11 protein-coding genes are annotated in these 14,130 nt (G+C 71.3%); 8 read left to right on the forward strand and 3 right to left on the reverse strand.

What is annotated here, in order from left to right; all coding sequences use genetic code 11:
- Positions 1-78 precede the first annotated feature (78 nt).
- Positions 79-330 (reverse strand): hypothetical protein, encoded by a 252-nt coding sequence (locus tag G6O69_RS26875; protein ID WP_176397107.1) that lies wholly within the window; start codon positions 328-330, stop codon positions 79-81.
- On the opposite strand from G6O69_RS26875, the gene G6O69_RS26880 reads away from it, so the two are divergent.
- From G6O69_RS26880 to G6O69_RS26910, 7 genes are all read left to right on the forward strand, one after another.
- Positions 329-511 (forward strand): hypothetical protein, encoded by a 183-nt coding sequence (locus G6O69_RS26880; RefSeq protein ID WP_176397108.1) that lies wholly within the window; start codon positions 329-331, stop codon positions 509-511. The genes G6O69_RS26875 and G6O69_RS26880 overlap by 2 nt on opposite strands.
- Positions 512-737: 226 nt before the next feature.
- The gene (locus tag G6O69_RS26885; RefSeq protein WP_346017086.1) at positions 738-2,072 is read left to right on the forward strand and encodes a sigma 54-interacting transcriptional regulator; all 1,335 of its coding nucleotides are present in this window, start codon (positions 738-740) and stop codon (positions 2,070-2,072) included.
- Between the two features lie 13 nt (positions 2,073-2,085).
- Positions 2,086-3,099 carry a dihydropteroate synthase gene (folP, locus tag G6O69_RS26890; protein ID WP_255215888.1) on the forward strand — a complete coding sequence of 338 codons (1,014 nt, stop codon included), beginning with the start codon at positions 2,086-2,088 and terminating at the stop codon, positions 3,097-3,099.
- Complete coding sequence (locus tag G6O69_RS26895; protein ID WP_217909917.1) at positions 3,063-3,992, forward strand: diadenylate cyclase; 930 nt, start codon at positions 3,063-3,065, stop codon at positions 3,990-3,992. The genes folP and G6O69_RS26895 overlap by 37 nt, the downstream gene beginning before the upstream one ends.
- Positions 3,989-5,008 (forward strand): CdaR family protein, encoded by a 1,020-nt coding sequence (locus tag G6O69_RS26900; RefSeq protein WP_172306365.1) that lies wholly within the window; start codon positions 3,989-3,991, stop codon positions 5,006-5,008. The genes G6O69_RS26895 and G6O69_RS26900 overlap by 4 nt, the downstream gene beginning before the upstream one ends.
- 44 nt (positions 5,009-5,052) lie before the next feature.
- Positions 5,053-6,414: a phosphoglucosamine mutase gene (gene glmM, locus G6O69_RS26905; RefSeq protein WP_172306366.1), complete on the forward strand. Its 1,362-nt coding sequence runs from the start codon at positions 5,053-5,055 to the stop codon at positions 6,412-6,414.
- A gap of 59 nt (positions 6,415-6,473) precedes the next feature.
- Positions 6,474-8,069: an NAD(P)H-hydrate dehydratase gene (locus G6O69_RS26910; protein ID WP_172306367.1), complete on the forward strand. Its 1,596-nt coding sequence runs from the start codon at positions 6,474-6,476 to the stop codon at positions 8,067-8,069.
- Between the two features lie 977 nt (positions 8,070-9,046).
- On the opposite strand, the gene G6O69_RS26915 is transcribed toward G6O69_RS26910, so the two are convergent.
- Both G6O69_RS26915 and G6O69_RS26920 read right to left on the reverse strand, forming a co-directional pair.
- On the reverse strand, positions 9,047-10,960 hold the full coding sequence (locus tag G6O69_RS26915) for a hypothetical protein (protein ID WP_172306368.1): 1,914 nt from the start codon (positions 10,958-10,960) through the stop codon (positions 9,047-9,049).
- A gap of 177 nt (positions 10,961-11,137) precedes the next feature.
- Positions 11,138-12,895: a hypothetical protein gene (locus G6O69_RS26920; RefSeq protein ID WP_172306369.1), complete on the reverse strand. Its 1,758-nt coding sequence runs from the start codon at positions 12,893-12,895 to the stop codon at positions 11,138-11,140.
- A 183-nt stretch (positions 12,896-13,078) separates the two neighbouring features.
- On the opposite strand from G6O69_RS26920, the gene G6O69_RS26925 reads away from it, so the two are divergent.
- Positions 13,079-14,110: a HEAT repeat domain-containing protein gene (locus G6O69_RS26925; RefSeq protein WP_172306370.1), complete on the forward strand. Its 1,032-nt coding sequence runs from the start codon at positions 13,079-13,081 to the stop codon at positions 14,108-14,110.
- Positions 14,111-14,130 lie beyond the last annotated feature (20 nt).

Genomic DNA, 14,130 nt, shown 5'->3' on the forward strand with positions numbered 1-14,130 from the left:
TCGCGGACATGGCCGCGATTCCGGGTGAGGGTTCCCACTACGTTGTGGGATATGTAGAACACTCGGTGACCTGAAAAATCAACGGTTGCGGCTTCTGCTGGCCGGATTAGCATGAATTCGCCAGCTGATGAGCACGACGCCTGACGGTTCTCGCACCTCGATCACGACAGCGATGTCGTGCTCGCCGCTGTCGGGAATTTTTTCGTCGCACGCAAGTGGGCGAGAATTCCCACCCTCCAGCGCGCGAGCGAGCGAGCGCACGACTGGTTTAGGAGTTGCATCTAAAGTCAGCGTGGTCACACCTGACCGCAGCAAAGAAGCCGACACCATGGCCCGGTCCAACACCACCCGACGCCGAGATCACCACCCCCTGCCGCGCTTCGAGGAGCAGCGGCCGGTTCTTCAACTCCCCCTCGAGTCACCGCAGTGGCGGGAGCCCGCCCGTCCGGGGGCTGGCTCCGATGAGGGCAAAGACCAGCGAGGAGTCGCGGTCATCGATTTTTATATCTGACCGCGAGCAGCCCGGCGTCGTCGCGCCAGTCGACGACGGTCTCCCAGTAGCCGTGGTGGGCTACGCAAAAGCCGTCCGTGAGCGTCGCTCACGGTCGAGCACAGTGGGATCCGGGCTCGGGAGGGTGAGACAGGCCCACAGGGGCCGATCGAAAGAGAGGAGGGTCGACGTCGAGTCGGCCCTCTTCGCGTTTCGAAGCCCGGCCATCCTTGCTAGCTTCGCCGAGGTGGTGCGCAGCGATGAGCAAGTTCCTTCGACGGTCGTGGCCGATGACGGGCCCGATCTGAGTCATCGTGGCTTTCGTCTGCTGATCATGTCGGGGGAGCTGCGCGGCCGCGAGGTCGACGTGGTCCACGACCCGATCAGCTTGGGCAAGTCGCGGCAGTGCGAGGTCGTGCTCCCGGACGACTCGGTCAGCCGTATCCACGCGGAGATTCGCCGCGAGGACGGGCGCTATCGCATCGTCGACAAGGGCTCGACCAACGGGACCTTCGTGGGCGGCGCGCAGATCAGCGACGCGTGGCTGTCCCCCGGAGACGTGATCGGCCTGGGCAAGATCGAGCTGCGCTTCGTACCGCGCGAGCGGCGGGCCGAGCTGCTGCCCAGCGAGGCCGATCGCTTCGGCCCGGTGATCGGGCGCAGCCTGGCCATGCGCCGGGTCTTTGGCGTGCTCGAGCGCGTGGCTGACAAGGACGTCACGGTGCTCCTGCGCGGCGAGACCGGCACTGGCAAGGACCTGCTCGCGCGGGCGATCCACGACGCGTCGTTGCGGAGCATGCGGCCCTACGTGGTCGTCGACTGCGGCGCCGTGAGCGGTGAGCAGCTCGAGGTCGAGCTCTTTGGTGAGCTGCCCGAGGACGGGGCGCGACGCCGCGGCGCCTTCGAGCTCGCGGCTGGCGGGACGCTCTGCCTGCACGAGATCGACGAGCTCCCCCTCGACGTGCAGCCCAAGCTGCTGCGCGTGATCGAGGACCGACGCTTTCGTCGGGGCGCCGAGGAGCACCACGTCGACGTCCGGGTGATCGCCGCGACCCGCCGCGATCTCACCGAGATGGTCAGCGCGGGCGACTTCCGCGAGGACCTCTACTTTCGGCTCTCGGTGGTCGCCTGCGAGCTGCCGCCGCTGCGCGAGCGTCGTGACGACATCCCCCTGCTGATCGAGGTGTTCTCGCGGCGCCTGCCCCCGGGGATGTGGCGTGCGCCGAACTCCGACGCGATGGCGCGGCTCGTCGGCTACGACTGGCCTGGCAATGTCCGCGAGCTGCGCAACGTCGTCGAGCGCAGCGCCTACCTGAGCCCCGACGGGGTCATCGATCTGGTCACCGCCGAGCAGCGCAGCGTCGACGAGCCGCAGCGTCCGCTGGCCTTCGACCCGACGCTGACCTTCCGCGAGCAAAAAGAGCGGGTCATCGAGCGCTTCGAGGAGGCCTATCTGCACTGGCTCCTCGACCGCGCTGGGGGCAACATCTCCAGGGCCGCGCGCGAGGTCGACATGGACCGCAAGTACCTGCACAAGCTCCTGCGTCGCTACGGGATCGACGCCAAGCAGTATGCAAAGTAGCTCCGAGCGCGGCTTGGCAGCGTCGCTGGCGTCCTCCGAGGGGTCAGCGGACGCCGGCCGGCCGGGCGCGGAGGGGGCGAAAACCGAGGGTGGGGCAGGGGGCTCCTGGGCACCCGCCGGAGCCGGACGCTGGCGTCACGCCAGGGGCAGCCTGGACATCGATCGCTGCCGCGTGATGGCGATCGTCAACCTCACGCCGGACTCCTTCTCCGACGGCGGGCGCTGGCTCGAGCAGGGCAACGAGCGCCCTGCGCTCGCGGCCGTGGTCGAGCAGTGTCGGCGCTGGGTCGAGGCGGGGGTGGACGTGCTCGATGTCGGCGGGGAGTCGACGCGGCCTGGCTCGGCGCCGGTCGAGGTCGGCGTAGAGATCGAGCGGGTGGTCCCGGTGATCGCGGCCTTGCGCGCGCAGCCCGATCTGGCCGAGGTGGCGATCAGCGTCGACACCCGCCACGCCGCCGTGGCGCGGGCGGCCCTCGAAGCCGGCGCGGCGATCGTCAACGACGTCAGCACCCTGGCGGATCCCGAGATGGCGGGGGTCGTCGCCGAGGCCGGGGCCGGCCTGGTGATCAGCCACCTGCGCGGCGGCGATCCAGCGACGATGCAGCACGCGATCCGCTTCGAGGCGCTGGTCAGCGAGGTCGCCGAGGAGCTCGCCGAGGCGGTCGCCGCGGCCGAGGCGGCGGGCGTCGAGCGCGGGCAGATCGTCGTGGATCCCGGCCTCGGCTTCGGCAAGCTGGCCGAGCACAGCGCCGCCTTGCTGGTCTCGAGCGCCGAGCTGGCCGCGCGCACCGGCTGCCCCGTGCTGATCGGCGCGAGCCGCAAGAGCTTCCTCGGGCGGCTGTGCCCGGGGGCCTCGCAGGCGCCGCGAGAGCGCGGCCAGCTGAGCGTGGCCGCGGCCTTGCTCGCGGCCGAGCGCGGCGCTGGCCTGGTCCGGGTCCACGACGTCGAGGCGACCATCGAGGCCCTGCGCCTGCGCGAGGCCGTGGCTGCGTGCTGGGCCGAGCACGGGCAGGGGAGGGCGCGGTGAACTTCACGGACCTGCTGGCGGCGATGACCTGGCGGGACGTCGTCGACTTCGTCCTGCTCTACGGCATCGCCTACGCGATCTTGCGCCTGCTCAAGGGTACCCGGGCCGTGCCGGTGCTGGTCTCCGTGGCCCTGCTCGCCGCCGCAGGCTGGGTCGCGCGGGAGCTCGACATCGTCGGCACCGGCCTGCTGCTGCGCTACTTCCTCGAGTACGTGATCATCATCTTGATCGTCGGCTTCCACCAGGAGCTGCGCAGGATGCTGGTCCGCATGGGCCAGCGCTTCTTGCCGGGCTCGAGCCACGACGCGGCCGCGAGCGCCGTCGAGAAGCTGGTGCTCGGCTGCGAGCGCCTGGCCCGGGCGCGGATCGGCGCGCTCTTCATCCTCGAGGGCGAGTTCGACGTGCTCCAGATCTGCAGCGACGTCGGCAAGGAGATCGACGCACCCCTCGAGGTCGAGACACTGATCGCCTTGATGGTGCCGCACTCGATCAACACGGCCCACGACGGCGCGGTGCTGATCCGCGACTTTCGCATCGACCGCGCCGGGGTGATCTGCCCGCTGACCGAGCAGGTCCTCGATCCTCGCTTTGGCACCCGCCATCGCGGGGCGATCGGCGTCAGCGAGGACAGCGACGCCCTGGTGATCGTCCTGTCCGAGGAGCGCGGAGAGATCCGCGTGGCCCAGGCGGGGGTGATCAGCGAGCCGCTCGACGCGGCCGGCCTCGCCGAGCACATCGAGGCGTGGATCGAGCAGCCGCCAGCGGGCAAGGAGGAGCCGCGCGCGGCCACCAGCCAGGTCGGGGCGGTCGGGGCGGTCGGGGCAGGGGGCGCCGAGGGTCCCGCGGCCAGCCACGCCGAGGGCAAGCGCCCCGCGGAGGTCGGCCGGGCATGAAGGAGACCAGCGCGCTCTCGCGTGTCTTCGGCCTGCTGGTCGCCGCGGCCACCGAGAACTGGGGCACGAAGATCATGGCCTTCTTCCTGGCCGTGATCGTCTTCGTGGTCACCCGCGGCGAGATCGAGCGCACCTTCACCGTCCCCCTGCGGGCGATCGAGGACCCAGATCGCGTGCTGCTCACGCAGCTGCCCGAGAAGGTCGAGGTCAGCCTGCGCGGCCCCTGGGCGAACATCAACCAGCTCGACGCCAAGGACCTCGGCGCAGCGCTCCTCGACCTGCGCGAGGTCAACCCCGGGCCCATGGCCCTCGATCCCGCGGCGATCGTCATGCCTCAGGGCGTGGTCCTCGACGATCTCGACTACGACCCCGTGGATCTGCGCTTCGAGGAGGTGGTCGTGCGCCGGGTGCCGGTCCGGGTCGCCTTCGTGGGCGAGGTCGACGACGACTACGAACTCGTGCGCCTGCGCGTGGACCCCGAGCGCTGGCCGGTGCGCGGCCCCCTGTCCAAGCTCGAGGCGATCGAGACCCTCGACACCGAGGTCGTCGACCTCGACGGCGCGCGCAGCGATCTCAGCGCCTCGGTGGCCCTGCTCGACCCGGGCCCTGGCCTGGGCTTCGTTGGGGTGGCGACCGACGAGGATCCCGTGGTCCAGGTCGAGGTCGAGCTCGAGCTGCTCCAAGACGAGCGCGCGCTCGAGCTCGAGACCGGCCCGGCCCTGCGCGAGGCCCTGCCCGAGCTCGCCGAGGCCCTGGCCCTGCCCGAGCAAGAGGCCCTGACCCTCCGCGGCCCGCGCTCGGCGATCCGCGAGCTCGCCGAGATCGAGGAGCCGCTGCAGGTCGAGGTCGAGGTCGGTGAGGCGCGCAGGCGCGGCGCGCCGATCCCCGTGAGCCTGCGCTTCACCTGGGTGGACGAGGTGCCCGAGGCCCTGCGCCGGCGGGTGAGCGTGGAGCCGCCGCTGATCCGCCTGCGCGTGTCTCCCCAGGGGGTCTTGGACCCCGACGGCAAGGGCTGAGCGCGACTTTCGGCCGCCCGCGCCGGTGGGGCATAGTCGGGCTCGTGGCCAAGTCACGCAAGCTCTTCGGGACCGACGGCATCCGCGGCCGCGCCAACGTCCACCCCATGACCCCCGAGGTCGCGATGCGCTTCGGCATGGCCGTGGCCGCGCACTTTGGCCGCGAGGGCAAGGTCGTCGTCGGCAAGGACACGCGGCGCAGCGGCTACATGCTTGAGCACGCCCTGGCCTCGGGCCTGTGCGCCCTCGGGGTCGACGTGATGCTCACCGGTCCGCTGCCCACCCCCGGGGTCGCCTACCTCGCCAAGTCCATGCGCGCCGACGCCGGCGTGGTCATCTCGGCGAGCCACAACCCCTTCGAGGACAACGGCTTCAAGCTCTTCGCCAACGACGGCTTCAAGCTCCCCGACGCCGTCGAGAGCCACATCGAGGCCCTGATGGAGCCCGGGGCCGTCGACGAGCGCCTGGTCCACGGCGAGAGCATCGGCAAGGCCTTCCGCCTCGAGGACGCGGGCGGGCGCTACATCACCCACGTCAAGCACGTGCTGCCCGCGGAGTTCGAGCTCGACGGTCTGCGCGTGGTCGTCGACTGTGCCCACGGGGCGGCCTACAAGATCGCCCCGGCCGTGTTCGCCGAGCTCGGCGCCGACGTGGTCCGCACGGGGGTCGCCCCCGACGGCACCAACATCAACGCCGGCGTCGGGGCCATGCACCCCGAGCACCTCTCGCACGTGGTCCGCGAGTACCGGGCGGACATCGGCATCGCCCTCGACGGCGACGCCGACCGGGCCGTGGTCTGCGACGCCCGCGGCGAGATCGTCGACGGTGACGCGCTGCTGGCCATCGTCGGCCGCGACATGGCCCGCCGCGAGGCCCTGGGCGGCAGCACCGTGGTCGCCACCGTCATGTCCAACATCGGCCTCGAGCGCAGCCTCGCCGAGGTCGGCGTCGGCCTGCACCGCACCCCGGTCGGGGACCGCTATGTCGTCGAGGCCATGCGCGAGCGCGGCTGCAACCTCGGCGGCGAGCAGTCCGGGCACATCGTCTGCCTGGATCACTCGACCACCGGCGATGGCCTGGTCTCGGCGCTGCTCTTGCTCGCCGTGATGATCCGCGAGCAAAAGTCGCTGGCGGAGCTCGCCGCGGTCATGACTCGCTACCCCCAGCTCTCGCGCAGCGTGGTCGTGCCCAAGAAGATCCCGCTGGCCGAGCTCGACGACACCCGCGCCGCGATCGCCTCCGCGGAGGCTCGGCTCGCGGACGCCGGGCGCGTGGTGGTGCGCTACTCGGGCACCGAGTCCAAGCTCCGGGTGATGGTCGAGGGCGAGGATGAGCGGGCGATCGCCGCGATCGTCGATGAGATCGCCGATCAGGCGCTGGTCGAGATCGCGAGCAAGGTCGGGTGAGCGCGGGGGAGGGCGACCGCGCTGGTGCGAGTAGGGGCGGCGCGGGTGCAGACGAGCCAATGGGAGAGGCCGCGGCTGGCGAGCTGTGGACGGCCGCAGCCGCGGCGGCGGCCGATCGCCACACCATGGACACGCTGGGCATGCCCTCGCCGGTGCTCATGGAGCGCGCCGCCCTGTGCGTGAGCGCGGAGGTCGAGGCCAGCGCGCGCGCGCTGGCCCGCGCTCACGGCGTAGACCCCCGCAGGATCCCCGTGCTGGCCCTGTGCGGCCCCGGCAACAACGGCGGCGACGGCTTCGCCGTGGCCAGGCAGCTGCACGGGCGTGGCTGGGACGCGCGCGCCGTGTTGGTCACCGAGTCACGCAACCCCGCCGCCGAGGCCCAGCGGACCCTCGCCGCGGCCCACGGCGTCCCCTGTGCGCCGCGCTGGCCCACGCAGCCCGAGGGCCTCACCCTCGGCGTCATCGTCGACGCCATGCTGGGCACCGGCAGCCACGGCGCGCCGCGTGGCGCCATCGCGGAGGCCGTCGAGTGGCTTTCGACCCTCGACCCCGCGCGCTTCGTGGTCGTCGCCGTGGACTTGCCCAGCGGGATCGACGTGGACACCGGCGCCGTGGCGGGCCGAGCCGTCACCGCCGCGCGCACGGTCACCTTCCAGCGCAGCAAGCCCGGCCTGCACCTCACCCCCGCCCGCGACCACGCCGGCGCCGTGGTCGTCGCAGACATCCAGCTGGTCGCCGATCCCGATCACCCGCCCTCGACGCTCGCGCTGATTGAACCCCGGGCCGTCGCCGCCGCCCTAGCGACCTTGCCCGAGGCCGCACACAAGGGCCGGCGCGGCCACGTGGGCGTGCTCGGAGGCACCGGCGGCACCCCTGGCGCGGCCATCCTCGCCGGCGCCGCAGCGCTGCGCGCAGGCGCCGGCCTCGCGACCTTGGGCGTCGACACCCCCGAGCTGCGCGCGATGCTGATCGAGCGTCGCCCCGAGCTGATGATCGCCCAGGGCCCCGACGCCGCCCGCGTCCCCGCAGCCAGCGTGCTCGTCGTCGGCCCCGGTCTCACCGACCCCAGCGAAGCTGCCCGCGCCGACATCCAGGCCATGAACCGCGAAGACGCGCGCCCCATGGTCTGGGACGCCGGCGCCCTCGACCTCCTCACCCCCGGAGCCGCCGCCGGGCCCAGGGTCCTCACCCCACACCCCGGCGAAGCCGCCCGCCTGCTCGCCCGCCTCGAAGACGACGACACCTGGACCAACGCCCGCGTCCAGGCAGACCGCCGCAGCGCCGCCGAGCGCCTCGCCGAGCGCACACAGACCATCGTCGTCCTCAAGGGCGCCGGCACCCTCGTCGCCAGCCCCACCAGTCCCACCAGCCCCACCAGCCGACAGACCCTCGCAGTCTGCACCACCGGCGGCCCAGCCCTCGCCACCGCCGGCTCCGGAGACGTCCTCGCCGGCACCATCGCAGCCCTGCTCGCCCGCGGCCTCGACCCCTGGACGGCCGCCTGCGCTGGCGTCCACATCCACGGCCTGGCCGGCGACCTCACCGCCCCCGACGGCACCATCGCCATGGACATCGCCGACGCCCTCCCCAGCGCCCTCGCAGCCGCCCGCCAGCACCTCCCGACACCAGCCTGGCCACGCCTGCGCCGCGGCTAGTGTGGGGGACCTTCGACCTCTCCCGTCAAAGATGCGATGAGCAGCCGGCCGGGGCTCTGATCGAGCCGCGCGAGCCTTCGCAGAAACACGACGTCGAGCGGAGCACCTCTTCGCCCCAAGCCGAGGTGTCTCCACCAAGCCGAGGTGCCTCCACCACGCCGAGGTGCCCCCGGAGAGAGCGAAGCACCTCTTCCCTCGAGACGGCGCGCCTGCACCAAGCGGAGGAACCCCCGCTTGGGCCTCCAGCAAGGACGGCGTGTCTGTACCAACAGAGGAGGCCCGCGAGGGCGGGAGAGTCTCTCCGCCAGAGACGGCGAGTCTGTTCGAAGAGAAGGATAGCGCCGAGAGGGCAGGGCGCTTCTCCGCCAGAGACGGCGAGTCTGTTCGAAGAGAAGGATAGCGCCGAGAGGGCAGGGCGCTTCTCCGCCAAAGACGGCGAGTTTGTTCGAAGTCGAGCTCGAACGTGCTCGCTCCAGCAAGAGGGCGTGTTTCCTTCAACAGAGGGGGCCCGCGAAGGTGGTCTCTCCACCAAAAAGCGGCGTGTTTTCTTCAAGCTGATGAGGCACACGAGCGTGGTTTCTCAACCAACGACGGCGCGCCTAGACCAAGCCGAGGAGCCCTCGGACAGCGGCGTGGCACCTCTTCACCAAGAGCGCGCGCCTACTCCTGGGGAAGAGAAGCCCGACTCTTCCCCAGACCGGGGCGGAGCCTCTCCCCGCCAAAGACGCGCACAAAAGGGGCAGCAGGGGACCCTCTGAGCGAGTTTTGCGAACGTACAGCGACTTCGACGCAAAGGCCTTCGAAGAGGAAGGCAATCGCCCCAGCGAATTCGGCCGAAGTCAGCAAGCCTGTCCGAGCACAGAGGGTCCCCTGCTGCCCCGTGCGCGTGCCCGCCGGGCAAGACACTCCCCGCAGAAGACCGAGACACCCCCCAATCAAGAGATCGAGACCCCCCAATCAAGAGATCGAGACCCCCATCAAAAAGAAGAACACCCCTCATCCACTCCAACCAACATCAAACTCCCCCCTTCCTCCACAGTCTGCAACTCCCCAACAAACTCCACACACCCCCCCTCGACCACCCCAACCCCATCCCCATCCACATCGAACACGATCGTCCCCGCCGAAGCATCGACGAAGCGAGACCCCGTCACCACCAACGAAGCCCCCGGGTTGACATGAACCTGCGCCTGCGTCCCCGACCCCCCGCGCTTGTTCGGATCCAAGCCCAGGCAGTCGACGAATTCCCCCTCGCCCCAGAAGCGAAAGTTCCGCTTGTTGTCCGCGGCCACCGCCCGCGTCAGCAGCGTCTCGATCGACTTGAGATCGTAGCCCCCGTCCGTGTTGCCCGCGGCGTAGGTGTCCTCGAAGTGCAGCCCATAGTTGCCCGACTCGCTCGAGAAGCCGTCTGCGTTCCAGTAGCCGTCGACGTCGAGCTGTTGGTGGTTGAGCATCACGGCGCGCCGCACGGTGGCGTCGTGGGCCGTCTCGTAGAAGGTCAGCCCCGTGGAGAAGGCGCTGTACTGCTGGGCCTGGGAGTCGCCGAACACGTCCTCGATCAGGATCTGGCTCGAGTCATCGGTGATCCGCGCGACCGCCCGGGCGTAGCCGCGCACGCTGATGTCCTCGAGCACCAGGCCGGTCATCGACGCGTCCTCGTTGCCGCCGCCAGCGTAGTCCTCGAGCAGGCGGTGGACATTGGTCGCGATCACGCGCTCGATGTGCAGGCCGGCGACGGGGCCGGCGACACGCCACGCGCCGTTGCCCGCGTTTTGCAGCTCGAGGTTCGCGAAGTGCAGGTGATCGGCCCCGGCCTGCACGCGAAAGATCGTGTTGCCGGTGTCGCCCTCCGGGGTCCAGGGATCGGCGCGGGTGCCCACGATGCGCGGGCGGCCGGGGTCGTGCCAGCCGCTCGGGCCGACGCCGCGGATGACCACGGGGAGGTCCTGGGTCCCCGCGCCGCTGAGGCTCAGCTCGCTCGAGACGGCGTAGTCCTCGTCGCCGGCGTGGATCCAGATCTCGTCTCCGGGGGCGGCCGCGGCGAGCAGGCTGGGGAGCTGGGCGAGGCTGGCCGGGCTGTCGAGGCTGCTCCCGTCGCCGCCGCCGGCCGTCGTGATGTGGAAGCGCGCGCCGGCAGGGCCATCGCGCAAGCTCCCCTCGCCAAACAGCTCGATGGCCGAGAGCTGGGGCATCGCGGCGTAGGGCGTGCGGATCAGCTCGATGTCCAGCCACGCCTCGGCCGTGATCTCGTGGACCACGGTCGCCGCCGAGCCTCCGGCGGTCAGCGCCGTCAGTGACAGCGGATCGCCCACGGCGAGGCCATCGACGACGAGCTGGGCCGCGGCGCCCTCGGGGGCCTCGCCGGAGAAGTGCAGGCGCAGCTGGTAGGTCCCCGGCTCGACGGGGAACGCGTAGCGCAGCTGGCCGGTGCCGCCCTCGAGCGCCGCGGGTTCGCGCCGCCCGGAGAGCAGGACGTCGAGGGGGAGGTCCTCGGGGACCGAGGCGTCGGGGGAGACGCTGTCGAGGGTGAAAGGCTGCGTGTCGGGGCTGGCGAGGTAGGCCGAGCCCTGGGCGTCGTCGGCGATGAAGTCGCCCACGGCGGGGCCGCCGACGTTGACGCGCAAGACCGCGGGGCCGAGCTCGACGCCGCCGGACTCGGACTCGCTGTCGGACTCGCTGGACGCCGAGCTATCGGCTTCGGACTCGCCGGACTCGGACTCGCTGCCGGAGGACTCGGACTCGCTTTCGGACGCGCCGATGTCCGCCTCGGCTTCTTCGCTGCCGCCGGACTCCCCGGCCTGGCCATCGTCGCCGCCGCAGGCGAGGGCGAGCGCGGCCGCGAGCGGGACGGGGAGCAGCGCGCGAAGAGAGGGCGGCCGAGGGCTGTACATCGGCCAAGCCTAACGCCCGCGCTCACCGTTGACGGGCGCGGCCTCGGCCGGGGACTGGCGTGTGAACGGGGCCACGCAGAAGGCAGAAAACCGAGGGCCGTTCAGAGGATTACGCGCGGTGCGTGGGAGGACGCCGGACGCGTTCCGGGGGCGCCGTTCAGGACGGTGAACGCAGCCTCAGCGGGGCTGCTCGCCCTCGGGCAGGCCGGTGTCGAGATAGAGGGTCTGGCGATCTTCGTTGGAGCAGCGCCCCGACCAGGGCGTGGTCGCGTTGGTCGCCTGCGAGGCGGACACGCAGACCTGGTGGCTGCTGCCGTAGGTCATGGTGAAGCGCTCGCCGAGCACGGGATCGTCTTGCTCCTCGTCGAGGGTGCCCTCGAGGGCGCGCGCGCCGAGCATCTGTCCCCCGTTGGGGTCGTTGGGGTCGTTGGGATCGGGGAGCTCGACGAATTCGACGCTGGGGTCGGCGCTCTGGGTGTCGAAGGTCAGGGCGAGGCTGGGGCCGCTTTGTGGCTGAATGCGGCGCAGGCTCAGGCGGTGGGCCGTGTCGGTGTCGGCGGCCTCGAGCAGCCACAGGCCGGCGTCTCCCCGGGGCAGGAAGCCGGCCTCGCCGTAGTCGAGCTTGCGCGGGGGGGCCAGGGCCTGGGCGGCGTAGAGGCCGGCGTTGGCGACGACGACCCAGGGTGAGACGCGCCCGTCCTCGTCGACGTGGGGGGCCGGCGGCACGGCGTAGAGCCGCCAAAAGTCGTCCTCGTCGTGGGTCAGGGGGGTGAGCTCGCGGGTCGCGGCGTCGTAGGCGTAGACCTGATCCTTGCCCGAGCCCTCGATGCTCTCGAAGTAGATGGTGCCGTCGGCACCGAAGCCGGCGAGCACGTGCTCGAAGCCGCTGGCGGCCGGGCGGAGCATGCACGAGCGCTGGTCTTCGAGGTCGTGCAGCGCCAGCGAGCCGCGCTCGGTCAGGTAGATCAGGTGGCTGCCGTCGGGGGAGACGGCGCTGAGCCCCTGGACGTCCTCGAGGGCGGCCATCGAGGTGCGCACGTCGGCGCCGTGGATGGTGTCGACGAGCTGGCGGTCGGAGACCCGAAACACGCGGGTGATGGGGGTGCCGGGGCCGTTGGTGCCCACGCGTCCGCCGGAGGTCGCGACGACCTCGACGTCGAGGGGGAGCTCGTCGAGGAATTCTTCGCTCTCACCGAGCTCGCGCGGGGAGGGGCCCTCGGTGATCAGGATCCGAGAGAAGCGCTGGCCGCTGGCGAGCTCGAGGGGGACGCCGATCTCGGTGCCGCCGAGCACGTCGTGGTTGCGGGCCGGGGCCACGCGGATCAGGTAGAGCTCCTCGCGGCCGTCGCCGAGCAGGCGGCGGGCGACGACGTGGCGGTGGCCGAGGGCCGCGACGCGCAGGTCCAGGCCGGCGTCGAGGCGAAAGTGGGGGCGCTCGGTGAGGTCCTCGGTGTCGGGGAGCTCGCCGAGGTAGTAGGCCCACAGCTCGCTCTCGTCGGTGCCGCCCGCGGGGCCGGCCTCGCCCCAGCTGCGGTAGACGATCCAGTCGCCGCCGCGCAGGGAGCCGACCAGCTCGCCGACGTCGCCGGGTCCACCTTGGGGGGTGATCGAGTCGGCCTCGAGGTCGACGCGAAAGAGGCTGGCGCCGACGCGGTAGCTCAGCCAGCGCCCGGAGCCCGAGAGCAGCAGCTGGTCGGGCTCGGCGCCCACGTAGAGCCGTTGCACGCGGAGCTCGGCGGCGCAGCCGAGGAGCTCGGGGCAGGCGCGGAGGATCGTGATCCACCCGTCCCCGCGGCTGAGGGTCATGACCGTGCTGGCGTCCTCGAGGGAGCGGGCCGTGGTCGGCGTGAAGTCGATGGCGCCGCAGGGATCGCTGGGCTCGGCGTCCAGGGAGCAGGCACTCGGGGCGAGCGACGTGACCGCCGCAATACCCAAAATGCTGACCCTCGACCCGAAGAAACCCACTGAGGCTACGGTACACCAATTCTTTCGGAGTGTGGCAACCTTCCCCCCCGCGCGATGTCGCCTAGCCAGACCGTGATGCCCACCTTGCACGAGCCACTGAACCCCCCTCGTCTTCGTTCCTGCTCCGACCCGCGCCCTCGTCTGGGGAGGGCCGTGCTCTCGTGCCTGGTTGCGACCCTGGTGCTCGGAGCGTGCGGCGGTGGTTCCGCAAAATCTGGCGAGTCCCAAGCGGAACAGGGCACACCCACGGGAGATGAGAAGGCAGCTGCTGCTGCGACGGAGAAGCCGGCGCCGCTCAGCGCGGAGGCTCTCGAGGCGCTCTACCGCGGCGCCAAGGCCCGCATCGAGGGCGGGGAGGCTGGCACCAAGGAGGGCTTCGACGCGGCCGCGGCGGATCTCCGGCGCGTCGCCGAGGAAGCCGAGGACGCGCATTTGCGAGCCAACGCGAGCTTGTTGCTCGGTGCCATCCACGAGGAGAAGGGCGACCGTCGCTCGGCGATCTCGTTTTATCGCCAGGCCCAGGAGCTCCTCCCGGAGGAGCCGAGCACCCACGCCGTCTTGGCCCTGACCCTGGCCGATGCGGGTCAGTGGGAGGACGCGATCGCGGCGCAGTGGAAGGTCGTGGAGCTGGCCCCGGACGACCTCGAGGCCTGGCTGATCCTCGGCGAGCTCCACGTCAAGGGAGAGCAGCTCGACGAGGCCGCCAAGGTCTACGGCGCCTACGAGCTGCGCCGTCACGGTCTGCTCGAGGGGCTGACCGCCAAGCAAGACGGCGCCTACGTCGAGGACCCGGAGCACCGAGTCGGCTGCGTGATGGCCCTGGCTCCGGCCGTGGACAATGGCACCGCGCTCGCGCTGCTCTACGCCCTCGAGACCGATCCCGATCCTCGCGTGCGCGGGGCGATCGCTTCGCTCATGGGTGAGCAGCGCCTCGCGGGCTACCTGGATAATTTGAAGAAGCGCCTGGCCGTGGAGGAGGACGAGGAGGTCGAGGAGGCGATGACCTGGGCCATCGCGGAGATCGAGCGAGATCCCGTCGACACCTCACCCGGGGCGGCTCCGGAGGCGATCCGCGCGCAGGTCGAGGCCGAGGAGAAGGCTCTGGCCGAGGCGCAGGCGGCCGGGGAGGGCAAGGCGGCCGGAGAGGGCAAGGTGGACGGCGAAGCGGCCGGACAGGCCGGCTAGCGCCACGAACGCGCCGCGGG

The sequence above is a fragment of the Pseudenhygromyxa sp. WMMC2535 genome (assembly GCF_011083025.2).